At 71.8% G+C, this 23,095-nt stretch carries 23 protein-coding genes and 1 pseudogene; 4 read left to right on the plus strand and 20 right to left on the minus strand.

Annotation, left to right across the window (positions count from 1 at the left end; genetic code table 11):
* Positions 1-40 precede the first annotated feature (40 nt).
* The 12 genes from Gocc_RS14800 to Gocc_RS16440 form a co-directional block, all read right to left on the minus strand.
* Positions 41-1,309 (minus strand): adenosylhomocysteinase, encoded by a 1,269-nt coding sequence (locus Gocc_RS14800; protein WP_114797350.1) that lies wholly within the window; start codon positions 1,307-1,309, stop codon positions 41-43.
* A 95-nt stretch (positions 1,310-1,404) separates the two neighbouring features.
* Complete coding sequence (locus Gocc_RS14805; RefSeq protein WP_114797386.1) at positions 1,405-1,782, minus strand: cupin domain-containing protein; 378 nt, start codon at positions 1,780-1,782, stop codon at positions 1,405-1,407.
* Positions 1,779-2,495 carry a nucleotidyltransferase family protein gene (locus Gocc_RS14810; protein ID WP_114797351.1) on the minus strand — a complete coding sequence of 239 codons (717 nt, stop codon included), beginning with the start codon at positions 2,493-2,495 and terminating at the stop codon, positions 1,779-1,781. The genes Gocc_RS14805 and Gocc_RS14810 overlap by 4 nt, the downstream gene beginning before the upstream one ends.
* Complete coding sequence (locus tag Gocc_RS14815) at positions 2,495-3,799, minus strand: UDP-glucose dehydrogenase family protein (RefSeq protein ID WP_114797352.1); 1,305 nt, start codon at positions 3,797-3,799, stop codon at positions 2,495-2,497. The genes Gocc_RS14810 and Gocc_RS14815 overlap by 1 nt, the downstream gene beginning before the upstream one ends.
* A gap of 52 nt (positions 3,800-3,851) precedes the next feature.
* Entirely contained in the window at positions 3,852-5,789 is a 1,938-nt protein-coding gene (locus tag Gocc_RS14820; protein WP_114797353.1) for an LCP family protein, read from the minus strand.
* Between the two features lie 55 nt (positions 5,790-5,844).
* Positions 5,845-6,951, minus strand: coding sequence for a pyridoxal phosphate-dependent aminotransferase (locus tag Gocc_RS14825; RefSeq protein ID WP_181813729.1), 1,107 nt, complete (start codon positions 6,949-6,951; stop codon positions 5,845-5,847).
* Complete coding sequence (locus Gocc_RS16430; protein ID WP_181813730.1) at positions 6,948-7,271, minus strand: hypothetical protein; 324 nt, start codon at positions 7,269-7,271, stop codon at positions 6,948-6,950. The genes Gocc_RS14825 and Gocc_RS16430 overlap by 4 nt, the downstream gene beginning before the upstream one ends.
* Before the next feature lie 4 nt (positions 7,272-7,275).
* Positions 7,276-8,667: a dihydrolipoyl dehydrogenase gene (lpdA, locus tag Gocc_RS14830; protein ID WP_114797355.1), complete on the minus strand. Its 1,392-nt coding sequence runs from the start codon at positions 8,665-8,667 to the stop codon at positions 7,276-7,278.
* Positions 8,668-8,706: 39 nt separating this feature from the next.
* On the minus strand, positions 8,707-9,186 hold the full coding sequence (locus tag Gocc_RS14835; RefSeq protein ID WP_114797356.1) for a GNAT family N-acetyltransferase: 480 nt from the start codon (positions 9,184-9,186) through the stop codon (positions 8,707-8,709).
* On the minus strand, positions 9,186-10,421 hold the full coding sequence (locus Gocc_RS14840; protein WP_147281346.1) for a dihydrolipoamide acetyltransferase family protein: 1,236 nt from the start codon (positions 10,419-10,421) through the stop codon (positions 9,186-9,188). The genes Gocc_RS14835 and Gocc_RS14840 overlap by 1 nt, the downstream gene beginning before the upstream one ends.
* Before the next feature lie 5 nt (positions 10,422-10,426).
* A complete protein-coding gene (locus Gocc_RS16435; protein WP_181813731.1) occupies positions 10,427-11,407 on the minus strand; it encodes an alpha-ketoacid dehydrogenase subunit beta in 981 nt (326 codons plus the stop codon).
* On the minus strand, positions 11,407-12,417 hold the full coding sequence (locus tag Gocc_RS16440; protein WP_181813732.1) for a thiamine pyrophosphate-dependent dehydrogenase E1 component subunit alpha: 1,011 nt from the start codon (positions 12,415-12,417) through the stop codon (positions 11,407-11,409). The genes Gocc_RS16435 and Gocc_RS16440 overlap by 1 nt, the downstream gene beginning before the upstream one ends.
* Before the next feature lie 23 nt (positions 12,418-12,440).
* On the opposite strand from Gocc_RS16440, the gene Gocc_RS14850 reads away from it, so the two are divergent.
* Positions 12,441-13,097: a hypothetical protein gene (locus tag Gocc_RS14850; RefSeq protein WP_114797358.1), complete on the plus strand. Its 657-nt coding sequence runs from the start codon at positions 12,441-12,443 to the stop codon at positions 13,095-13,097.
* Positions 13,098-13,142: 45 nt separating this feature from the next.
* Here Gocc_RS14850 and Gocc_RS14855 read toward each other — a convergent pair whose 3' ends face one another.
* Genes Gocc_RS14855 through pheS form a run of 3 tightly spaced genes read right to left on the minus strand, consistent with a single transcriptional unit; the run spans position 13,143 to position 17,142 of the window.
* Positions 13,143-13,799, minus strand: coding sequence for a hypothetical protein (locus Gocc_RS14855; protein ID WP_147281347.1), 657 nt, complete (start codon positions 13,797-13,799; stop codon positions 13,143-13,145).
* Positions 13,799-16,144 carry a phenylalanine--tRNA ligase subunit beta gene (pheT, locus tag Gocc_RS14860; RefSeq protein WP_181813733.1) on the minus strand — a complete coding sequence of 782 codons (2,346 nt, stop codon included), beginning with the start codon at positions 16,142-16,144 and terminating at the stop codon, positions 13,799-13,801. Before pheT ends, Gocc_RS14855 begins: the two co-directional genes overlap by 1 nt.
* A gap of 2 nt (positions 16,145-16,146) precedes the next feature.
* Positions 16,147-17,142 (minus strand): phenylalanine--tRNA ligase subunit alpha, encoded by a 996-nt coding sequence (gene pheS, locus Gocc_RS14865; RefSeq protein WP_114797360.1) that lies wholly within the window; start codon positions 17,140-17,142, stop codon positions 16,147-16,149.
* Between the two features lie 95 nt (positions 17,143-17,237).
* On the opposite strand from pheS, the gene Gocc_RS14870 reads away from it, so the two are divergent.
* The 3 genes from Gocc_RS14870 to Gocc_RS14880 all read left to right on the plus strand — a co-directional run bounded on the left by Gocc_RS14870 (position 17,238) and on the right by Gocc_RS14880 (position 18,907).
* Complete coding sequence (locus tag Gocc_RS14870; RefSeq protein WP_181813734.1) at positions 17,238-17,942, plus strand: class I SAM-dependent methyltransferase; 705 nt, start codon at positions 17,238-17,240, stop codon at positions 17,940-17,942.
* An 85-nt stretch (positions 17,943-18,027) separates the two neighbouring features.
* A complete protein-coding gene (locus Gocc_RS14875; RefSeq protein WP_114797388.1) occupies positions 18,028-18,612 on the plus strand; it encodes a LemA family protein in 585 nt (194 codons plus the stop codon).
* An 82-nt stretch (positions 18,613-18,694) separates the two neighbouring features.
* Positions 18,695-18,907 carry a hypothetical protein gene (locus tag Gocc_RS14880; protein WP_114797362.1) on the plus strand — a complete coding sequence of 71 codons (213 nt, stop codon included), beginning with the start codon at positions 18,695-18,697 and terminating at the stop codon, positions 18,905-18,907.
* Positions 18,908-19,098: 191 nt separating this feature from the next.
* Here Gocc_RS14880 and Gocc_RS14885 read toward each other — a convergent pair whose 3' ends face one another.
* The 5 genes and pseudogenes from Gocc_RS14885 to thrS all read right to left on the minus strand — a co-directional run bounded on the left by Gocc_RS14885 (position 19,099) and on the right by thrS (position 23,074).
* On the minus strand, positions 19,099-19,776 hold the full coding sequence (locus tag Gocc_RS14885) for a TrmH family RNA methyltransferase (RefSeq protein WP_114797363.1): 678 nt from the start codon (positions 19,774-19,776) through the stop codon (positions 19,099-19,101).
* 73 nt (positions 19,777-19,849) lie between these two features.
* Positions 19,850-20,218: a 50S ribosomal protein L20 gene (gene rplT, locus Gocc_RS14890; RefSeq protein ID WP_114797364.1), complete on the minus strand. Its 369-nt coding sequence runs from the start codon at positions 20,216-20,218 to the stop codon at positions 19,850-19,852.
* A 7-nt stretch (positions 20,219-20,225) separates the two neighbouring features.
* Positions 20,226-20,423 (minus strand): 50S ribosomal protein L35, encoded by a 198-nt coding sequence (gene rpmI / locus Gocc_RS16620; RefSeq protein ID WP_220150656.1) that lies wholly within the window; start codon positions 20,421-20,423, stop codon positions 20,226-20,228.
* A 31-nt stretch (positions 20,424-20,454) separates the two neighbouring features.
* Positions 20,455-20,988 (minus strand): annotated as a pseudogene (gene infC, locus Gocc_RS16815) (translation initiation factor IF-3); the annotation flags it as partial.
* Between the two features lie 184 nt (positions 20,989-21,172).
* Positions 21,173-23,074, minus strand: a complete 1,902-nt coding sequence (thrS, locus tag Gocc_RS14905; RefSeq protein WP_114797367.1) for a threonine--tRNA ligase — start codon at positions 23,072-23,074, stop codon at positions 21,173-21,175.
* Positions 23,075-23,095: the final 21 nt, after the last annotated feature.

The following is a 23,095-nucleotide window of genomic DNA, read 5'->3' on the forward strand; positions in this document are numbered from 1 at the left end:
GTCCTCGCCCCTGCGGGGGGCGCCGGGGACGCAGGAGCGGCTACGTGCCCTCGTCCCATGAGGCCAGGTACTTCGCCTGCTCCTCGGTGAGCTGGTCGATCTTGACGCCCATCGTCGCCAGCTTGAGGCGCGCGATCTCGTCGTCGATGTCCTTGGGCACGACGTAGACCTTGCGCTCCAGGGTGGCGCCGTTGGCGACGACGTACTCGGCCGACAGCGCCTGGTTCGCGAACGACATGTCCATGACCTGGGCCGGATGGCCCTCGGCGGCAGACAGGTTGACGAGGCGGCCGTCCGCGAGCAGGTACACCCTGCGGCCGTCGGCGAGCGTGAACTCCTCGACGAACTCGCGCGCGACGCGCGTCCCGGTCGCGAGCGCCCGCAACGCCGGGATCTCGATCTCGACGTTGAAGTGGCCGGTGTTGGCGAGGATGGCGCCGTCCTTGAGCAGCTCGAAATGGCGCTTCGAGATCACCGACTTGTCGCCGGTCGCGGTGACGAGGATGTCACCGACCTTCGCGGCCTCCTCCATCGGCATCACCGGGAAGCCGTCCATGACGGCCTCGATCGCCTTCATCGGATCGACCTCGGTGACGATCACGTGCGCGCCCATGCCCTTCGCGCGCATGGCGACGCCGCGCCCGCACCAGCCGTAGCCGACGACGACGAGCACGCGGCCGGCCAGCAGCACGTTCGTGGCGCGGATGATCCCGTCGATCGTCGACTGGCCGGTCCCGTAGCGGTTGTCGAACAGGTGCTTCGTGCGCGCCTCGTTGACGGCGACGACGGGGAACCCGAGCTTGCCGTCGCGCTCGAGCGCGCGCAGCCTGATGACGCCGGTCGTCGTCTCCTCCGTCCCCGCGATCACGTCGCCGAGCTGCTCGCGCCGCGTCGAGTGGAGGATGCCGATCACGTCGGCGCCGTCGTCCATCGTGATGTGGGGCCGGTGGTCGATCGCGGCCTCCAGGTGCTGGTAGTACGTGTCGTTGTCCTCGCCCTTGATCGCGAAGGTGCTGATGCCGTACGCGTCGACGAGCGCGGCCGCGACGTCGTCCTGGGTCGAGAGCGGGTTGGAGGCGCAGATGACGACGTCGGCGCCGCCCGCCTTCAGGGTGCGCATGAGGTTCGCGGTCTCGGTGGTGACGTGCAGGCAGGCGGAGACGCGGTAGCCGTCGAGCGGGCGCTCCCGCTCGAAGCGCTCGCGGATCGCGGCGAGCACCGGCATCTGCCGGTCTGCCCACTCGATCCGGCGAACGCCCTCGGCGGCGAGCGCCATGTCCTTGACGTCGTAGCGCTGGGTGGTGGCCATCTCGGTGTTCTCGCTTTCGGTTGGATGCGCTCCGAGTCTAGCGAGCCGGCGGCCGACTTCGTGACAGAGTGTCACAAGCCCGGCCGCCGCCGCGGTCAGGCGTCGCGCTGCGGACGGCCGTAGCGGTCGTCGAGGCGGACGACGTCGTCGAGGTGCGGCGTCGACACCTCGAGGATCAGCGTGTCCTCGATCGCGGTGATGCGGTGGACGGTGCCGGGGCGGTAGCGGAAGGCGTCGCCGGGGCCGATCTCGACGGTCGTCAGGTCGCCGTCGACGAGGCCGAGCTCGAGCGAGGCGCGGCCCTCCTGCACGAGCCACGACTCGTCCTTCACCTCGTGGTACTGGAGGCTGAGGGCGTGGCCGGCGCGGACGGACAACAGCTTGCCCACGTAGTGCTCGGACTCCGCCCAGATCAGCTCGTAGCCCCACGGCTTCTCGACGCGGCGGGCGTCGAATGAGAAGGGGGTGCTCATGCCGCCTCGGCGCCGGGGCCGTCCGGACGCCACTCCGGGTGGGCGGCGAACCACTCCTCCGCCTGGCGCAGCTGCTTCGGCGTGTTGACGGTGAGCCAGATGCCGTCGTGCTTCCAGGCGCGCAGCTTCCCCTCCAACGCCAGCGCGGGAAAGGTCGACTGCTCGTGGTCGCCGCGCTCGGGCAGCCGTGACAGCGCCTCGTCGTCCAGCACGTAGCATCCGATGTTGACCCAGTACGGCAGGCGCGGCGCCTCGCGGAATCCCGAGACGAGGCCGTCCTCGGCGACGTCGACGACGCCGAGCGCCGAGACGAGCGGCGCGACCGCGATCGTCGCTGCGGCGCCGCGCTCCCGGTGGACGGCGAGCATCGCCTCGAGATCGACGTCGAGCAGCTCGTCGCCGTTGAGCGCGAAGAGCGCACCGCGTTGCGTGCGGGCGGCGGCCGCGAAGCGCAGCCCGCCGCCGCGTCCGAGCGGCTCGGGCTCCTCGACGGGGACGATCTCGCAGCCGAGATGCGCGAGCGCATCCGCGAAGAGAGCGCCCTGGCCGCGCGCGCAGCTGACGATCACGCGCCGCACGCCGGCGTCGCGCAGCCGGCTCACCTGGTAGGCGGCAAGCGGGTGCCCGGCGATCGAGACGAGCGCCTTCGGCTTGCCCTGGGCGGCGTCGCCGAGACGCTCCGCCTTGCCGCCGGCGAGGATGACCGCCTCCATCAGACGCCCCCGCCGGCCCCGGCGGCGCGGCCGATCCCCTCGTAGACGAAGCCGAGGGAGCGCAGCGGCTCCGGGTCGAGCATGTTGCGGCCGTCGATGACCAGGGGGTTGCGCATCGTCGAGGCGACGGCAGCCCAGTCGATATCCGCGAGCTGCGGCCATTCGGTGACGATGACGGCCGCGTCGGCGCCGTCGAGCGCCTCCTCCGGCGTGGCCACGATCACGGCGCCGTGCAGGTCGCCGCCGTCGGCGACGGGGTCCCACGCGCGCACGTCGGCGCCCTCCGCGAGCAGCCGGCCCGCCAGCACGATGCTCGGCGCCTCGCGCATGTCGTCGGTATGCGGCTTGAACGCGAGCCCGAGCAGCGCCACCGTCTTGCCGCGCAGCGGGCCGAGGTGGCTGTGCAGCTTGCCGATCACGCGCCGCTTCTGCAACTCGTTCACCTCGATCACCGCGTTCAGGAGCTGGAAGTGGTAGCCGGAGTTCGCCGCCAGCTGCTTGAGCGCGAGCGAGTCCTTGGGGAAGCAGCTGCCGCCGAAGCCGATGCCGGCGCGGAGGAAGGCGGAACCGATGCGGCGGTCGAGGCCGATGCCCTCGGCCACGCGAACGACGTCCGCCCCGGTCGCCTCGCAGACGTTGGCGATCTCGTTGATGAACGAGATGCGCGTCATCAGCGCGGCGTTGGCGGCCAGCTTGATCATCTCCGCCGACGCCACGTCGCAGCGCACGACGGGGGCGTCGATGCCCGCGTGCAGCTCCTGCACGAGGTCGCCGTCCTCGTCGCGGAACGCGCCCACGACGATCCTGTCGGGATGCATGAAGTCCCGCACCGCCGTGCCCTCGGCGGTGAACTCGGGGTTCGAGGCGTAGCCGACGTGCCCGAGGCCGCGCTCGTCGAGGCGGTGGCGCACCCTCGTGCCCGTCCCGACGGGCACGGTGCTCTTCATCACCACGACGCAGCGGCGCTCGATGCGGGGAAGCTCGTCGACCACGGTCCAGACCGCGGACAGGTCGGCGTCGCCCGAGTAGGTCGGAGGCGTGCCGACGGCGATGTAGACGAAGTCGGCGTCGCCGATCGCCTCGCCGACGTCGGTCGTGAAGCGGAGGCGCTCCGCGTTGCGCGCCAGCAGCTCGCCGAGGCCCGGCTCGTAGATCGGCACCTCTCCGTGGCGCAGGGCGTCGATGCGCTCGCGCAGGACGTCGCGCACGACGACGTCGTGGCCGAGCTCGGCGAGGCAGGCTCCGGTGACGAGGCCCACGTAGCCGGCGCCGAAGACGGCGACCCTGTGCGGAGATGCGCTCACGACGGGTTGAGGGTACAGGGAGCGACCGGCGCCGGCAGCCTGAACGGCGCCGCTACGACCGCACCTTGGACAGCGGGCGCAGGCCCTTGGCGATGGCCAGCATGTTCTCGTTGGAGAGGCGGTCGAGGAGCGTGTTGACGACCCAGTAGGTGCCCTTGCGCGTGCGCAGCACGACCATGTGCAGGCGTGGGCCGTTGTAGTACAGCTCGTAGCGGCGCCCGCCGATGTTGCGCACGAAGTTGCGGCTGCCGAGCACCGGCGCGTCCTGCCAGTCGGTCTGCTGCACCCCCCAGTACTCGTTCGTCCCCATCCGGTAGGTGAGCCGCACCGTCTTGTGCCTGCCCTTGTCGTCGAAGCGGTAGAGGCGGATCGGCCGCTCGCGGTCGATCCACGAGGAGCGCTCGAGCACCGTCGGCACCATCAGCGGGAAGTCGACCTTGCCCTGCCGCGCCCGCAGCAGGTCGATCGCGGCGCTTGCGCCGGGGACGACGTTCGCCGGCTCGCGCTTCGGCGTCTGGTCGATTGGGGCGGCCGCCAGGGTGCCGTGGAAGGTCTGGCCGACGACGGCGGTCAGCATCGCGCCGTTCGACAGCTGGCGGATCGCGGGCGTGGTCTTCTGGATGTCGGCCGAGCCGAACAGGTTGGCGACCGTGCGGGCCGCCAGCTTCGCCCCCGCCGTGGCGGGCTCGAAGTAGATCTTCGTCCTGAAGTAGTCGTACGACGGCGCGTTCGCCGGGATGCCGTTCGGTGGCAGCACCATCTGATAGCCGCGCTGGGAGAGCAGGTAGCTGGCGTTCGTCGCCGAGCCGGTGACGCCGTTGCCGTTGAGCACCGCTACCGTCGTGCTGCGCGGAGGCGGTGCCTTCGTCCTCACCTTCTCGCCGAGCGCGACCGCGGTCGCCTTCTTGGGCGACTCGACGTCGGGGTTCGCCCACTGCTGCACGGCGCGCTGGATGTTCTCCGCCGAGGTGGTGAGGTCGGAGGAGCCCTCGAGCCCGTCGATACGCGACTGGAACACGTGGCCGGGCGGAAGGGTGTACGCGAGCACCGCGTAGGAGAGCACCGTGCGCGCGCTCACGTCGCTGCCACCGCCCTGACCCACCTCGATGTTGCTCGTCAGCACCTTGATCACCTTGGGGAGCTTGGTGAGCGAGAAGTCGGTGCGGATCTGGTCCTTCAACGCGCGCACGAACAGCTGCTGGCGCGCGTTGCGGTAGAGGTCGCTGTCGGTGTGCCGGAAGCGCACGAAGTCGAGCGCCTGGTAGCCCCCGAGCCGCTGGTAGCCGGGCTGCAGGTTGATCGTGGCATAGCCGCTGGGGCCGCCGCGGTCGTTGAAGTAGCGGCGGTCGACGTCCATCCAGATGCCGCCGAGCTTGTCGACGAGCTGGCGGAAGCCGCGGAAGTTCACGGTGACGAGGTAGTTGATGGGCGTCCCGGTGAGCTTGCGAATCGTCTCGACGGTGCCCTGGGCGCCGCAGCGCGCATACGCGGCGTTGATCTTGCCGGCGAAGGTGGGCGCGCCCGGGCAGACGATCTCGACACGCAGGTCGCGCGGGAACGACAGCAGCGAGATCGTCTCGGCCTTCGGGTCGGCGCGGATCAGCATCAGCGTGTCGGAGCGGGACGGCGTTCCCTTCGCATCGCCGGCGCGCCGGTCGTAGCCGATGACGAGGGCGGTGGCGGGCTCGCCGGCGACGGGGAGGTTGAGGCTCTTGATCGTCCTCTTCACGTCGGCGCTCTTCGGCGCCACCGCGGCCACCGACTCGTGCAGGTAGAGGTAGGCCCCTCCGGCCACCCCGCCGACGCCGACGGCGAGCACGACCGCGGCCCAGCCGAGGATGCGCAGCGCGCGCGAGCGGCCGCTCGCGCGCGGGGGCTCCGGCTGGCGGTAGATCGTGACCGGGTCGATCGGGCCGGGCGGCAGCTGCGTCTTGCCGTTGCCGCTCGCCGCGTGGCCGCGACCGATGCCTCTCTTCAGCGTCGTACGCATGGGGGAAGGCGGCGCCGCGCGCCGAGCAGCAAGGGTAGCGGAGGCGCCGGGGGTCTCAGTCGAGGCTGTCGAGCGCGGCAGCGAGCGCGGACAGCTGTTCCGCCGTGCCCGCGGCGACGCGTAGGCACGTCGGCGCACCGAACGGAGATCCCGACTGGACGGAGACGCCGCGCCGCAGCAGCGCGGCGGCGGCCTCGTCGGCGTCGCACCCGACGTCGACGAGCACGAAGTTGGCGACGCTGCCCGCGAGCGGCTCGAGCCCGCGGGCGCGCAGCAGCTCCGTGAGCGCCGCGACCGCCTCCCGGTTCGCCTCGCGCCGGCGCACGACCTCCGCCTCGTCGGCCAGGCTCGCGAGCGCGGCGACCTGCGCGAGCGTGCCGACGTCGTAGCCGCGCTGCACCTTCCGCATCGCGTCGACCACGGCGACCGGGCCGACGCCGTAGCCGACGCGCAGGCCGGCGAGGCCGTAGAGCTTCGAGAAGGTGCGCAGCACGAGTGCCGCACGGCCGGCTGCGAGCACGTCTGCGATGCCGTCGAGTCGCGACGCGGGATCGAGGTAGTCGAAGTACGCCTCGTCGATCACCGGCAGCACGTGTGACGGCAGCGCGCGCACGAAGGCGAGCACGTCGTCGCGAGGGCTCGCCGTTCCCGTCGGATTGTTGGGCGTGGCGACGAAGACGAGCCGCGTCCTCGCGGTGACGGCGTCGAGCATGGCGTCGAGGTCGAGCAGCCCACCGGCGGCGAGCGGGACGGTGACCGGCACCGCGTCCCGCTTCTGCGTGTCGCGCACGAAGCTCGGGAACGAGGGCCATCCCGTCACCGCCTCGTCCCCCGGGTCGAGTGCCGCCTGGCACACGTAGCCGATGACGGCGTCGGCCCCGGCGGCCACGAGCACCTGCTCGCGGCGCACGCCGTGACGAGCGGCGAGCGCCTCGCTCAGCTCGTACGAGCCGCGGCCGGGGTAGCGGTTGAGATACGGCAGCGCCGCGGCGATCGCCTCCAGCGCCGCGGGGAACGGCCCATGCGGGCCCTCGTTGAGCCCGAGCGGCGCGATCTGCTCGAGGCCGAGCGCGCGCGCGAGCGTATCGAGGGTCGGGCTCGGACGGCTCTCCGGCAGACGTGCGAGCGAGGGCCGGACGACCTCTGCGCCGTCCCCGCTCACACGACGGCAGTGGAGCGGGGCTCCGGCGCGCGCGCCGGCTCGGCCGCAGGCGCGGGCACGGGCGCGTCCGGCTCCCAGCCACCCCAGTCGTCTCCGCCGCCGCGCGCACGGCGCCACGCGAGGTAGCCGCCGCCTGCGAGCAGGGCGAGCAGCGAGAGCGTCCGCAGCGGGCGACGCCGCCGCCGCGCCCCCGGCGAGAGCCCCTTGCCCGCGAGCAGCTCGGCCACGGCGGTGCGTGCGCTCTTGCGCAGCTTGCGGCGCAGCAGCCACCAGCCGACGGTCATCACGACGGCGTTGCGGCGTGAGTCGAGCGATCGCATGAGGCTAGCGCCGCTTCGGCGGCAGGTGGATCGCCCGTCCCAGCGCGACGAGCCCGGCTTCCTTGATCGCCTCGGACAGCGTCGGGTGCGCGGCGATCCCGTCGGCGACCGTCTCGACGGTCGACTCGGCGTCGATCGCGACGACGCCGACCTCGACCAGGTCGGTCGCGTGCGGGCCGACGATCACGAGCCCGAGCAGCTCGCCGTACGTCGTCTCGTGGATCGACTTCACCCAGCCGGTCGAGTCGCCCGACATCACCGCGCGGGCGTTCGCAGCCCACGGGAAGACGCCGACGGCGACGGCGTCGCCGTAGCGCTCGCGCGCCTGCGCCTCGGTGAGGCCGACGCCGGCGATCTCCGGGTCGGTGTAGATGGGCCGCGGCACCGACGGCTCGCCGAGCGACGATGCGTGCCCCATCGCGTTCTCCGCCGCGATCTCACCCTCGCGGAAGGCGGTGTGGGCGAGCTGCCAGCGGCCGGCGACGTCGCCCGCGGCGAAGATCGTCGGCACTGCGGTGCGCATGTGAGCGTCGGTCGCGACGCCCGCGCGCGGATCGGTGGGGACGCCGATCTCGTCGAGCCCGAGGCCCTGCACGAGCGGCGCACGGCCGACGGCGACGAGCATCAGATCCGCCTCGACGCTCTCCCCCTCGCCGAAGTGGACGACGAGGTGCGATCCGCGGTCGTCCACCTGCGTGCACTGCCGCTCGAGGTGCACGGCGACGCCACGGCGCTTGAACGCCTTCAGCAGCTCCCTGGCAGCGTCCACGTCCTCCTGCGGGATCAGGGTCGGCAGCATCTCGACGATCGTCACCTCGCTGCCGAAGCGGTTGAAGATCGAGGCGAACTCGCAGCCGATGATGCCGCCGCCGAGCACGACGAGCCGGCGCGGCACCTCGGTCTGGGCGAGCAGGCCGGTCGAGTCGACGCACTTCGGCGAGTCGAGCCCCGGGATCGGCGGGCGCATCGGGTAGGAGCCGGTGGCGACGATCGCGCCTTTGAAGGTGACGTCCTCGCCGCCCTCCACCGCGATCGTCGTCGGGCTCGTGAAGCGGCCGCTGCCCTGCACCCAGTCGACGCCGTTGGCCTTCAGGAGCGAGGCGACGCCGCCGGTCATCTGCTTGACGACGCCGTCCTTCCAGGCCGCAGCCTGCGCGAAGTCGAGCTGCGGCTCGGAGACGCCGACGCCGAGCTTCGCGAACGTCTCGCGCGCGTCGTGGATCGCATGTGCCGTCTGCACCCACGCCTTCGTGGGGATGCAGCCCACGCGCAGGCAGGTACCCCCGAGAGCGGGCTCCTTCTCGATGCAGACGACCTTGCCGCCGAGCTGGGCCGCGCGAATCGCGGCCGTGTAGCCGGCCGGGCCGCCTCCGAGGACGGCGACGTCACAGTTCATTCGGGCTCGACCTTTCCATTGGGTTCCTGGCGATCGTACTCACGCGAGACGGGCGAGCATCGTGAGGGAATCGCCCCTCTCCTCGACGGGCTCGAAGCCGTGCTGCCGGTACAGGGTGATCGCGCCCTCGTTGAGCCTGTCGACGCTGAGGCTGATGCCGGCGAAGCCGTCTGCGCGGGCGCGCTCGAGGAGCGAGGCGAGCAGGGCGCTGCCGACGCCCTTGCCGCGGGCGCTCGGGACGACGGCGATCGCCAGCTCGGGGGTGTGCTCGTCGACGAAGCCGTAGCCGGGGGCGCCCGCCCGGAACAGCCGGTACCAGGCGGCGCCGACGGGGAACCCGTCGACGACCGCGATCACGGCCGTGTCGCCCTTGCGGCCCCACGCCTTCACGTAGAGCTGCACCGGGCCGGGGCCGCCCGCGTCAGGCCGGCGCTCCTTCCAGTAGTAGGCGTGGTGCAGCATGTCGCGCAGGAAGCGGACATCCTGCGCGCCACCCCTGCGGACGACGACGCCGCCCACTACAGCGCGAGTGCCGGCTGCTCCACGAGGGCCACGAGCGTGCGCAGGAACTCGGCGCCGTCGGCCCCGTCGATCGCGCGGTGGTCGCAGGTGAGCGTCATCTGCATCATCGGTGCGACGTCGAGCTCGCCGTCGACGACCACGGGCGTGTCCTTGACGGCAGCGACCGCCAGGATCGCGACCTGCGGAGGGTTCAGAACGGCGACGAACTGCTCGACGCCGAACATGCCGAGGTTCGAGATCGTGAACGTGCCGCCCTGCATGTCGCCGAGGGTGAGCTTGCCGGCGCGCGCGCGTACGACGAGATCAGCCCGCTGCCGTGCGATCTGCTGGATCGTGCTCCGGCCGGCGTCGCGGATGACGGGGACGACGAGGCCGTTCGGCGCGGCCACGGCCATGCCGACGTGGGCGAGCGCCGAGCGCTGGATCGTCTCGCCGTCGAAGGTCGCGTTGACGGGCATGTGCCGCATCAACGCGACGCCCGCGAGCTTCGTGAGCACGTCGTTGACGGTGGGCTTGACGTCGCCCTCGGCGAGGCCGGCGACGAGCTGCTCGCGCAGGTGCAGAACCTCGGTCATGTCCGCGGAGACGCCGAGCTGGAACACGGGCGCCGTCCACGCCTCCGTGAGCCGGCGCGCGATCGTCTTGCGGATCGTCGTCAGCTCCACGACCTCGACCTCGGCGGGGAGCGCCGGCGCTGCCGTCGCGGCGGCCGCAGCGGGCTGCGCCTTCTCGACGTCCTCCGCGATGATGCGCCCGTCGGGCCCCGTGCCCGCGATCGTGGCGAGATCGATCCCGCGCTCGCGCGCGATGCGGCGGGCGAGCGGGGAGGCTCGGCGCCGGCCCTCGTGCGGAGAGCCCGGAGGGGAGGGGCGAGGCTCTCGCGACGCGGGCTCCGGCGCCGCCGGCGCCTCGGCGCCGCCGCGCGCGGCCTCGGCCGACTCGCTGCCGTTGCCCCTGGACGTCTCGGCCGGCAGGAGGGCGGCGGAGACGTCCTCGCCCTCCTTGCCGATGACGGCGATCGTCGTGCCGACGTCGACCTCGCCCTCGCGGACGACGATCCGCAGCAGCACGCCGTCGGCTTCGGCCTCGACCTCCTGCGTCACCTTGTCGGTGTCGAGCTCGTACAGCGGCTCGCGCTTCTTCACCGGCTCGCCCTCCGACTTGAGCCAGCGCACGATCGTGCCCGACTCCATTCCCTGTCCGAGCCGCGGGAGCCTGACTTCCGTCGCCACCGTCGCTACGCCCTCGCCAGCGTCTTCTTGACCGCGTCGAGCACGTCGCTCGCATGCGGGACGATGAACTCCTCCATCACCGGCGCGAACGCGAGCGGCGCGAACTTCGCCCCCACCCGCTCGATCGGCGCATCGAGGTAGTCGAAGGCGCCGTGCTGGATCACGGCGGCGAGCTCGGCGCCGAAGCCGCCCTGCACGACCGCCTCGTGGGCGGTGACGCAGCGCGTCGTCTTCCTGACGCTCGCGACGAGCGCGTCGGCATCGAGCGGCGACAGCGTGCGCGGGTCGACGACCTCGATCGAGATGCCGTCCTTCTCTGCCAGCTCCGCCGCCTTCAGCGCCTCGTGCACGAGCCTTCCGGTCGCGACGACGGTGCAGTCGCCGCCCTCGCGGTGGACGCGCGCCTTGCCGAGTGGAATCGGGGCGATCGTGTCGGGCACCTCGCCCTTGATCGGGTACAGGGTGCGGTGCTCGAAGAAGATGACCGGGTTCGGGTCGTAGATCGCAGACCACAGCAGGCCGCGCACGTCCTCCGGCGTCGAGGCGAAGACCACCTTGAGGCCCGGCACGTGCGTGAACCACGCCTCGAGCTGCTGGGCGTGCTGGGCGCCCGGCGACCAGCCGGCGCCGCCCTGCGTGCGGATCGTCAGCGGCACCTTCACCTGGCCGCCCGACATCGTGCGGTGCTTGGCGGCCTGATTGACGATCTGCTCCATCGAGATCGTGAGGAAGTCCTCGTACATGATCTCGACGACGGGCAGCATGCCCTGGACGGCGGCGCCGATGCCGGCCCCGACGATGGCGATCTCCGAGATGGGGGTGTTGCGGATCCGCTGTGGCCCGAACTCGGCCAGCATGCCGGTCGTGACGCCCATGGAGCCGCCCATCTCGGCGATGTCCTCGCCCATCATGAACACGCGCTCGTCGCCGCGCATCGCCTGGGAGAGCGCGTCGCGGACGGCCTCGCGGTAGGTCAGCTCGGCCATCAGGAGCGCTCCATCGTGCCGTCGGCGTAGACCCATCTGAGCGCGTCCTCGGGGGCGGGGTCGGTGCCCGCCTTGGCGAAGTCGACGGACGCGTCGACCTCCGCCTGCACCTCGGCGTCGAGGCGCTCGAAGTCCTCGTCGGAGACGCCGAGCCGGACGCGCAGGCGCTCGATCGGGTCGTGGGTCTCCGCGAGCTCGCGCGCCTCCGCCTTGTCGCGGTAGACCTGCGGATCGCCGACGTAGTGCCCGGTGAACCGGAACGTGCGCACGTTCATGAACACCGGGCCCTTGCCGGAGACGGCGTGCGCGCGTGCCTCGCGCGTCGCCGCGAAGACGGCCTCGACGTCCTGGCCGTCGACCTCCAGGTGGTGCATGCCGTAGGCGAGCGCGCGATGGTGCATGTCCTCGACGGCCAGAGGCAGCTGCTGCGACGCGGGCGTCGACTCCGCCCAGCCGTTGTTCTCGAGCACGAACACGACGGGGAGCTTCCACAGCTGCGCCAGGTTCATCGACTCGTGGAAGGCGCCGGTGTTGGTGGCGCCGTCGCCGAAGAACGGCACCGCGACCCGCGGCTCGCCCTTCAGCGTGAAGGCGAGCGCTGCGCCTGCCATCATCGGCAGGCCGGCGCCCACGACGGCGTTCGCGCCCATGTTCCCGCGCGCGACGTCGTAGAGGTGCATGGATCCGCCGTAGCCGCCCGAGCACCCCTCCTTCTTCCCGTACATCTCGGCCATCACGGCGTTGATGTGCGTGCCCTTGGCGATCGTGTGCGCGTGCGCGCGATGGGTGGACGAGATCACGTCGTCGGGCTCGAGCGCGGCGCAGACGCCGCACGCGACGGCCTCCTGGCCGATCGCGACGTGGAGGAAGCCGGGCAGCTCCCCTGCGCGGAAGCGCTCCTCGACCTTCTCCTCGAAGCGTCGGATCACGAGCATCTCGCGGAAGAGCCCGCGCAGGCGCTCTTCCGGGAGGACTGCGTCGACGCGCGGCTCTCCTTCGACCTGGGTCATGACGGTCATTATGCTGACGCCCGATGAAGCTCGTCGATCAGTGGCGCACGATCGAGGAAAATCTCCCGGCGCGCTGGGAGGACGTCCGCCTCACCCTCACCACCGAGCAGCCCGGCGACCTGCCGCGCGCGGCGCAGGTGCTCGCGCCCCTGGGACCGGGGAAGGTGCGCTCGACGCTCGTGCTGCGCGTGCGCCGGGCGGGCGGCGCGCAGGGCCCGGAAGCGGCGCGGCGCCTGTTCGCGCGCCTCGACGAGAGCCGCACATGGGCGCAGCTCGAGCAGGTGCAGGCGCACGTGGACGGCGAGGGGGGCATGCCGGACGAGCGCGGCGCCGCCGAGGTTCCGGTGGCCGCGACCTGGGATGCGGCGCTCGCGCCCCTGCCGGCCGGTTGGAGCGACCTCTTGTGCGAGCTCGAGGTCGACTCGAGCGACTACCTCGACCGGGCCGCGCTGCTGTGCGCGCCGCTCAACCCGACGCGCGAGGCCCCCCGGCTCGCGTTCACGTTCCGTTGCTCGGGACGCTCCGGCTACGGCGTCTCGCCGGGGATGGCACGGCGCTGCTTCGAGCGGCTCGACGGCGCGGGCATCAGCGGCCGCACCCGCGTTCTGCGCGTGCTCTGCGACACCGACAACGTCGACACCCAGGGGCCGGTGTGGCTCGTGGGCGGCAAGACGCTGTAGGACGCAGCAGCACGGACGCGCTCGGCAGCTCCCGCCTCGACGCTCTCACGCGAAGACGAACACCTGCCCGCCGCGAAGCTTGGGCTTCCTGGCGTCGCTGCGGTAGGAGAACGATCCCGCCGCGAACGTCACCTTCCAGGTGACGGTGCCGACGAACGGAACCCCGGTCGCCCTGTTGACGCCGGCCCCCGCCAGGCGTGCGCTCTGCGTCCGGGCGCGGTCGCGCACGACGATCACGTACGGCCCCGGCGCGAGGGCCCGGACGGCCTTGCCGGCCGCGCTCACGAGCGTGATCGCCTTCGGCGTGACCGTGAGCACGAGCCGTGGGGGCGCGGCGGCCGCCGGCGGCGCGCCGACGACGAAGGAGCCGGTCATGCGCAGCGGATGCACGTCGCAGACGAACGTGTACCTCCCGTCGACGAGGGTGAGCTGGAAGGTCGTCGTGCCGGTCCCCGCGACGTCCGTCGTGACGTCGACGCCCGGGCCCTGCAGATGGAAGTCGTGCTCGTCCGAGAGGTCGTCGACGGTGAGCACGGCCGGGCCCGGGTCGAGACGCGTGATCGCGTTTCCCGAGGCATCGCGCAGCGAGATCTGGAACCCCGGCCCGACGGAGCCTGCGAGTGCGGGGCCCTCGGCACCCGCGACGCCCGTGAGGGCGAGCGAGAGCGCGCAGGCTGCAAGCACGGCGGGAGCTCGACGCATCACCCCGGACTACGCGATCGGCGCCGATTCGGTTTGCGCTCCGGCCCGCGCTCGCCGCGCAGCTCGGCGCCGAAGCGCTCGGCGAGCGCCGACAGGATGCGGGCGCGCACGACGGCCGCCTCGTCGTCGGAGAGCGTCCGATCCGGCGCCTGCAGCGAGAGGTGGATCGCCACCGACTTGCGACCCGCGCCGGCCTGGTCGCCGGTGTAGACGTCGAACACGCGCGCCTCCCGCAGCTCGGGCGCGCCGGCGGCGAGGACGGCATCGACGAGCGCGGCGGCCTCCACGTCGTCGGCGACGACGACCGCGAGATCCTGGCGCAGCGGCGGGAACGTGATGACGTCGTCGTAGAGGATGCGCTCGGGAATCGGGGCGATCAGCGTCGCCACGTCGAGCTCGAACACGCCCCACGAGCCGTCGAGGAGGGTCGGGTGGAGCTCCCCGAGCCACCCGGCGTCGGTCTCCCCCGCCTTGCCCGGGTGCAGGAACGGGCGCGCCGTGCGGCGCACCCGCAGGTCGAGGTGGAGCGCGTCGTACAGCGCCTCGACGGCGCTGCGGGCCGCGGCGAAGCCGCCCTCGGCGATGCCGCCGACCCGCCAGCGCTCGTCGGGCAGCCGCTCGCCGCTCGGGAGGTAGACGCGCGCGAGCTCGAACAGCGCGATCGCCGTATTGCCGGCGTCGAGGTTGACGCGCGCGGCGTCGACGAGCCCCTCGAGCAGCGTCGTACGCAGGATCGCCTGGTCGCCGCTCATCGGGTCGGGCAGCCGCAGCGCGGCCGGATCGGGGTCGGACGCGACGAGACTCCACGTGTACGCCTCGCTGAAGCCGGCCCCGACGAGCACATCCTCGATCACCCGCCGCAGCCGCTGCTCCCTCGTCAGGTGCCCCTGCACGCAGCGGCGCAGCGGCATCGTCGCCGGCACGCGATCGAGCACCACGCGGGCGACCTCCTCGATCACGTCGATCTCGCGCGTGACGTCGCGTGCGCGCCACGTCGGCACGGTCACGTCCCACGCGTCGGAGACCTGGAAGCCGAGCCGCTCGAGGATCGCGCGCTGCTCGTCGCGGGCGACGGCGAGCCCGATGACGCGTTCGGCGCGCTCGGGGCGCAGGCGCACGACGGGCGGCTCGGGCAGGCCCGCGTGGATGTCGACGCTGCCGGTCAGCTCGCCGCCCGCGAGGTCGACGATGAGCCGGCTCGCGAGCACGGCGGCCTGCTCTGCCAGGTGGGGGTCGACGCCCTTCTCCCAGCGGTTGGAGCCCTCGGTGCGCAGGGCGAGCCGCTCGGACGTCCGCAGGATCCCGATCGGCTCGAAGTTCGCGGCCTCGAGCAGGATCTCGGTCGTCGCGGCGGACACCTCGCTCTCCTGGCCGCCCATGACGGCGGCGAGCGCCACCGGCTTCACACCGTCGGTGATGAGCAGGTCGCGCTCGTCGAGCGTGCGCAAGGCGCCGTCGAGCGTGCGCAGCTGCTCCCCGGCCCTGGCGCGACGGACGACGATGCGCCCGCCGTCCAGCCTGGCGCGGTCGAAGGCATGCAGCGGGCTGCCGAACACGTGCATGACGTAGTTCGTGACGTCGACGACGTTCGAGATCGAGCGCATACCGGCCGCGTGCAGGCGCGCGCGCAGCCACATCGGCGACGGCCCGACGGCGACGCCCTTGATGACGCGGCCGATGTAGCGCGGGCAGCCGTCGGGATCGTCGACGGCGACGTCCACCCACTCGGGGTGATGGATCGGCGGATCCTCGACCTCGACGGGCAGCAGCTCGCCGTCGAACAGCGTCGCCACCTCGCGCGCGAGGCCGACCATCGAGAGCAGATCGACGCGGTTGATCGTCGGCGTCACCTCGAGCACCTGCTCCCGCAGCGGCAGCACGTCGGCGAGCGGCGTGCCGGGCTCGATCCCGTCGGGAAGCAGCGTGATGCCGTCGTGATCGGTGCCGAGCCCGATCTCGTCTTCGGCGAGGATCATCCCGCGCGACAGCGCGCCGCGGAGCGGGCGCTCGTCGAGCGGGCCCGGGAAGCCGGGCAGCAGCACACCCGGCAGACCGACGGCGACGGTGGCGCCGGCGCCGAAGTTCCAGGCGCCGCAGACGATCTGGCGCGGCTCGCCCTCCCCCACGTCGACCTGGCACAGCTGCAGCTTGTCCGCGTTCGGATGCTTGACGGCCTCGACGACGCGGCCGACGCGCAGGTACGAGAGGTTGTCCGCGACGTCTGCGACGCCGACGTCGACGACGCGGTCGACCTCGAGCGACGAGACGGCGAGGCGACGGGCGATCTCGTGCGCCGTCGCGTCGACACGGACGTACTCGCGGAGCCAGGAGAGCGGGGCCTTCACGGCTAGAACTGCCTCGAGAAGCGCAGGTCGTTGCGCCACAGCTCGCGCAGGTCGGGGAACTCGTGGCGCAGCATCGCGATACGCTCGAGGCCCCAGCCGAAGGCGAAGCCGGTGACGCGCTCGGGGTCGTAGCCGACGAACTCGAACAGCTTCGGGTCGACCATGCCGGCGCCGCCGACCTCGATCCAGCCGGAATGGCGGCAGACGGGGCAGCCGTCGCCGTCGCAGACGTGGCAGGAGACATACGCCTCGATCGACGGCTCGGTGAACGGGAAGTAGTGCGTGCGGAACTCGGTGCGGCGCTGCTCGCCGAAGAGCTTCTTGAGTAGGAAGTCGAGCGTGCCCGTGAGGTCGGCGAGCGTGATCCCCTCGTCGACGGCAAGGCCCTCCACCTGGTGGAAGATCGGCGAGTGGGTCGCATCCGGCGTGTCCCGCCGGTAGGTGCGGCCGAGCGAGACGATGTAGACGGGCGGCTGCTGCGCCTCCATCGTCCGGATCTGGGACGGCGACGTCTCGGTGCGCAGCACCGTCTCGTCGTCGAGGAAGAGCGTCGCGAGCGGTGAGCGCGCCGGGTGGCCGGGCGGGAAGTTGAGCCCGTCGAAGTTGTAGCGGGTCGTCTCGACCTCGCGGCCGTCGACGACGCGATAGCCGAGCCCGAGGAACACGTCCTCCACCTCGCGCCGGATCTGGGTGATGAGGTGCAGGCGACCCCGGCGGTAGCCGTCGACGGGCAGCGTCACGTCGACGCGCTCGCTCGTCAGGCGGGCGTCGAGCTCGGCGCGGGCGAGCGCGGCGGCGCGTGCGTCGATCGCCGCCTCGAGCCGCTCCCGCACCGCGTTCAGCGCCATGCCGGTCTCGCGCTCGCGCACCTCCCTGAGAGCCCGCTTGAGGGCGCTCTTGCGGCCGAGGTACTCGACCCGGACCGCCTCGATCTCGGCTGTCGACGCCGCCGCGGCCGCGGCGGAGAGCCCCTCCTGCTCGAGCGCTTCGGCGTCCATCAGGCTGCGAGCCTAGCAACCGCTCCAACCGCTTGTAACAGTCTGTCACGAGCCCGCGGCACCGTTCGCCGCCGGTGCCTGCTTCAATCGGCGTCGTGGCCCTCTACGACCCGATCGCCGCCATCTACGACCCCTGGAGCCGGTCGGTGACCGAGGACATCGGCTTCTACGTCGACGAAGCCGTGGCCTCGGGCGGGCCCGTCGTCGAGCTGGCCGTCGGCACGGGGCGCATCGCCGTCCCGGTCGCCGAGGCGGGTGTGCGCGTGATCGGGATCGACCAGTCCGGCGGGATGCTCGAGCTCGCACGGACGTATGCCCGCGAGCGCGGCGTCGAGGCGCTGCTCGACCTGCGGCTCGGCGACCTCCGCGAGCCGCCGGTCGACGAGCGCGTCCCGCTCGTCGTGTGCCCGTTCCGCTCGCTCCTGCACATGCGGGACGAGACGGAGAAGCTGCGCGCGCTGAGCGCCGCCCGCGCCCTGCTCAGGCCGGGCGGGCGGCTCGTGTTCGACGTCTTCTCCCCCAGTCCCGCCGACATCGCGGAGACCGACGGCCTGTGGCTGGAGCGCGAGGAGGGCATCTTCGAGCGCGCCGACTGGGACGAGGGCTCGCGCACGCTCACCCTCTCCGTGCGGGGAGGCGAGGCGGCGGCGACGATGACGCTGCACTGGCTCTCCGCGCTCGAGTGGCGCCGTCTGCTCGACGAGGCCGGCTTCGACGTCGTCGGGCTGTACGGCTGGTTCGACCGGCGCCCCCACGACGGCGGCGAGGACAGCATCTGGGTCTGCCGCAGACGGGGCTGACGCGGCCGTGTGGCGGAGAGGCGGCGCCCGGCGCGACCGCGACGCTGTTGCCATACGCCCTCCGTGCCCGTAGAGTCGAGCCGTGATCGCCGTCTGGATCGTGCTCGCCGCCGTCGTCGTCCTCGTCGTCTGGCAGGTCGCGCTCTACAACGGCCTCGTCCGCAAGCGCAACCGGGTCGACAACGCATGGGCGCAGATCGAGGTGCAGCTCAAGCGCCGCCGCGACCTGATCCCGAACCTCGTCGAGACGGTGAAGGGGTACGCCGCACACGAGCGCGGCACGTTCGAGGCCGTCACGCAGGCGCGGGCCGCCGCGGCCGGAGCGCAGAGCCCCGCCCAGGTGGCCGCGGCCGAGGGCATCCTCTCGCAGGCGCTCGGCCGCCTGTTCGCGGTCGCCGAGGCCTACCCCGACCTGAAGGCGAACCAGAACTTCCTCGACCTGCAGGCCCAGCTGCAGGAGACGGAGAACAAGATCGCGGTCTCGCGCCAGGTCTACAACGACACGGTGCTGACCTACAACAACGCGATCCAGGTCTTCCCGGCGATGCTCATGGCGGGGCCGTTCGGGTTCACCCGGCGCGAGTTCTTCGAGGTCGAGGACGCGGCAGACCGCGAGCTGCCGACCGTCAGCTTCCGGTCCGACGCGCCGCCTGACACGCCGGGCGCGTAGCGTCCTCGCGCTCCTCACGGCCGCGGCCCTCGCGCTCGCAGGTGGGGCCGCCGCCAAGTCGTTCACGCTGCCGCAGGCCAACATGACCGTCGAGGTCGCCCGCGACGGGTCGCTCGTCGCCGCCGAGGACATCCTGTTCGCCTTCAGCGGCCCGTTCAGCGGCGGCTGCCGCGACATCCCGTTGCGCGAGGGCGAGTCGATCTCCTGGATCTCGCCCGGCGGCAACCTCGGGGCGGGCGCCTCGTCGATCGCAATCGGCGATCTCGCGTCCGGCTTCGTAACGTCACGATCTTGATGGAGGCGGTCTTCAACATCAGGCGTGACATGCGGGCACTGCTCGATCTCTTCAGCGACGAGGAGGACGATGGACAGGAAGAGGATCCAGAGGGCTAAGGAGCGCGCCGAGCGCTGGGCACAGGCCGATCCCCAGATGCGAGAGCTGCGAGAGCGGATCGAGTTCCACCGCGCACGACTCGCGGCGCGGGATCAGGGCGAACGCCGAGCGGCCTCGTAGAGCGCGATCGCCCCGGCCGCGGCGACGTTGAGCGACTCGGCCTCGCCGGGCATCGCGATCGACGCCACGGCGTCGCAGGCGTCGAGCACGTCGTCGGGCAGCCCGGCACGCTCCGCGCCGAGAACGAGGGTGAGGGGACGCGTGAGATCGACGTCGGAGAGGAACTCGGGCGCGCGCGCGTCGAGCGCCACCTGACGGCCGGGCCGGTCGCCCCAAGGAACGACGGGCACGCGGAAGATCGCGCCGGCGCTCGCCCGCAGCGCCTTCTGACCGAGCGGATCGGCCGACCCCGGCGAGAGCGCCACGCTCGCGCCGAACGCGTCGGCGGAGCGGATCAACGTCCCGACGTTGCCGGGGTCGGCCAGGTGCCAGAGCGCAAGGCACGTCTCCCGCGTCCCGCGCGGCAGGTCGGAGCGTCGGAACACCCCGATCGCCCGCGCCGGGTGCGGCAACGTGGAGACGCCTGCCAGCAACTCGGGCTCGACGTTCTCGCCGGCGACGAGCAGCTCCAGCGGCTCGATGCCCGCTGCGAGCGCGGCATCGCAGAGATCCTCGCCCTCGCACGCGAACAACCCCGTCTCGTCCCGCTCCTTCCGCCGCTGCAGCGCACGCACGAGCTTGAGCTTGCGGTTGTCCTTCGAGCTGATCATGGGCCTGGCGGCACGGCCGTGCCGGGGCGCGCCGCCTGCCGGCGGCGCGCCCCGGCCTGTCGCGCGGCCGCCGTCAGGCGGCCCTGGCCTCGAGCGCCGCCTTCGCCTGCTCGGCGACCGCCGCGAACGCGGGCGGGTCGCTGACGGCGAGGTCGGCGAGCGACTTGCGGTCGAGCTCGATCCCCGCGCTGTGCAGGCCCGACATGAACTGGTTGTACGAGAGCCCGTGCTGGCGCGCGGCCGCGTTGATGCGGACGATCCAGAGCTGCCGGAACGTGCGCTTCTTGTTCTTGCGGTCGCGGTAGGCGTAGGCGAGCGAGTGCTCGACCTGCTCCTTCGCGTAGCGGTAGTGCGAGTTCTTGAGGCCCCAGTACCCCTTCGCCTGCTCGAGGACCTTGCGCCGCTTCTTGCGGGCGTGGACGGATCGCTTCACGCGTGGCATGGCGCGTCTACCTCAGCCCCAGGAGCTTCTTGACCGTCTTCGTGTCGGCCGGCGCGACGGCATGCTCCATGCCGAACGCCCGCTTACGCTTCGACGACTTGTGCTCCAGGTTGTGGCTCTTCATCCCGTGGCGGCGCGTCAGCTTTCCCGTCCCGGTTACGCGGAACCGCTTCTTCGCCCCGCTTCCTGTCTTCACTTTCGGCATCTGATTTCACTCCTGCGTTCTTCGTCGGGCCGAGGACCATGACCATGTTGCGTCCGTCGAGGAGCGGCGGTGACTCGATCTGCCCGATCTCCTTGACGTCTTCCGCGAGCCGCATCAGCAGGTCGCGGCCGCGCTCGGGATGCAGGTTCTCGCGCCCCCGGAACATGATCGTGACCTTGACCTTCGCCCGCTGGTTGAGGAAGCGGACGACATGGCCCTTCTTGGTCTCGTAGTCGTGGATTCCGATCTTGGGTCTGAGCTTGATCTCCTTGAGAAGGATCTGCAGCTGATGCTTGCGCGCGAGCTTTGCCTTCTGCTCCTGCTCGAAGCGGTACTTGCCGTAGTCCATCACCCGGGCGACGGGAGGGTCGGCCTGCGCTGCCACCTCGACCAGGTCGAGATCCTTGCCGTAGGCGTACTCTCGCGCCTCGTCGGTCGACTTGATCCCGATCTGCGTGCCGTCCTCGTCGACGAGCCTGACCCGCGGCACGCGGATCTGGTCGTTGATGCGCTCCTGCTGGACGACGGGCCGTGTTCTGTCCTCGGGCCGGCGGCGGGGTCTCAAAGGCTTCTCACCAAGCTCAGCTGATCCTCTCTCTCAAACGACAAAAACCGCTGCACGCAGCGGCCCTGTTCCTCGCCGAAACTCGACTCGGTTGAACCCCGCGCAGCCTGTGGCTCCGGAGGTGAGGGGCTGGTGCGCTCCTGCTTTGCAGGCGCAGAGCGTAGCAGGAGCGGACGGCATCTGGCTACCCGCCGCCCGCTGCCGCGCCCGCCGCGAGCCGGGCGAGCAGCTCGTCGAGGGACAGGGTCGACTGGCCCTCGCCACGGGTGCGGACGGCGAGCGCCGCCTCGGACTCGCGCTCGCCGAACACGACGACGACGGGGACCTTCTCGATCTCGCTGTCGCGGATCCGCTTGCCGAGCGTCTCCTCGCGCTCGTCCAGCTCGACCCGGTAGCCCGCGCCGCGCAAGCGCCCGGCGAGGGCCCCCGCTGCCGCCCGGTGCGCCTCGCCGACCGGCAGCACGCGCACCTGCACGGGGGCGAGCCAGAGTGGAAAGGCGCCGCCGAAGTGCTCGAGCAGGATGCCGATGAAACGCTCGAACGAGCCGATCAGGGCACGGTGGATCATCACGGGCGCGTGCTCGGCGTTGTCGGCCCCCTGGTAGCGCAGGCCGAACCGCTGTGGCAGCTGGAAGTCGAGCTGCACGGTGCCGATCTGCCAGGAGCGGGCGAGCGAGTCGAGCATGTGGAGGTCGATCTTCGGTCCGTAGAAGGCGCCGTCGCCGGCGTTGACCGTGTAGGCGATGCCCTTGCGCTCGAGCGCCTGGGCGAGGGCCGCCTCGGCGCGATCCCACTCCTCGTCGCTGCCGAGCTTGTTCTCGGGCCGCGTCGACAGCTCGACCGTGATCTCGAGGCCGAGGCGGTCGTAGATCGCATACCCGAACTCGAGGCAGCCGAGCACCTCGTCCTCGACCTGCTCCGGCGTGCAGAAGAGATGCGCGTCGTCCTGCGCGAACATCCGCGCGCGGAGCAGGCCGTGCAGCGCGCCCGAGAGCTCGTTGCGGTGCAGGTTGCCGGCCTCGGCCATGCGCAGCGGGAGGTCGCGATAGCTCCAGGCGCCGTGGGCGTAGAGCGCGCAGTGGCCGGGGCAGTTCATCGGCTTGAGGCCGAACTCCCGCTCCTCCGACTCGAACGTGAACATGTGCTCGCGGTACTTCTGCCAGTGCCCTGACGTGAGCCACAGCTCCTTGTCGTAGATCTGGGGCGTCCGCACCTCGACGTAGCCGCGCGCCGCGTTCTCGCTGCGGCGGAGATCCTCGAGGACGTTCCAGATCGCCATGCCCTTCGGGTGCCAGAACGGCGACCCCGGGGAGATCTCCGAGAAGTGGAAGAGGTCGAGCTGGGGGCCGAGCCGGCGGTGGTCGCGCGCGCGCGCCTGCTCGAGCCGCTCGAGGTGCGCTTCGAGGTCGTCCTGCGAGTAGAACGCCGTGCCGTAGATGCGGGTGAGCTGCGTGTTGTGCTCGTCGCCGCGCCAGTAGGCGCCGGCGAGCGAGGTGAGCTTGAACGCCTTGATCGGCGACGAGTCCTGCAGGTGCGGCCCGCGGCAGAGGTCGGTGAAGTCGCCCTGCGTATAGAGCGTGATCGCGCCCTGCGCGCTGTCGACGAGCTCGACCTTGTACGGCTCTCCCTCGGCGGCGAAGCGCGCGCGGGCCTCGTCGGCGCTGATCTCCTCGCGCGACCACGTGCGCCCTTCGGCGAGCTCCCGCCGCACCTCCGCCTCGATCCGCTCCAGGTCGGCCTCGCTGATCGGCTGCGGGAACTCGAAGTCGTAGTAGAAGCCGCCTTCGATCGGCGGCCCGATCGCGATCTTCACCCCGGGGTAGAGCCGGCGCACCGCCTCGGCGAGCAGGTGTGCGGCCGAGTGGCGCAGGACGTACAGCGCGTCCGGGTCGTGGCGGTCGCGCGTCGTCAGGATCTGCAGCCGCGCGCCGTCGGGCAACGGCTGGCGCAGATCGTGCACGACGCCGTCGGCCTTCACGAGCACCGCCTGCTCCGCGAGCCTGGGGCCGATCACCCGTGCGGCATCGAGGCCGGTCGCGCCGTCGGGGAGCCGGAGCTCCGTCTCGTCGGGGAGGATGACCTTCATCGTGGTGGCCAGGATAGTCGG

The organism is Gaiella occulta, from assembly GCF_003351045.1.
Lineage (GTDB): Bacteria > Actinomycetota > Thermoleophilia > Gaiellales > Gaiellaceae > Gaiella > Gaiella occulta.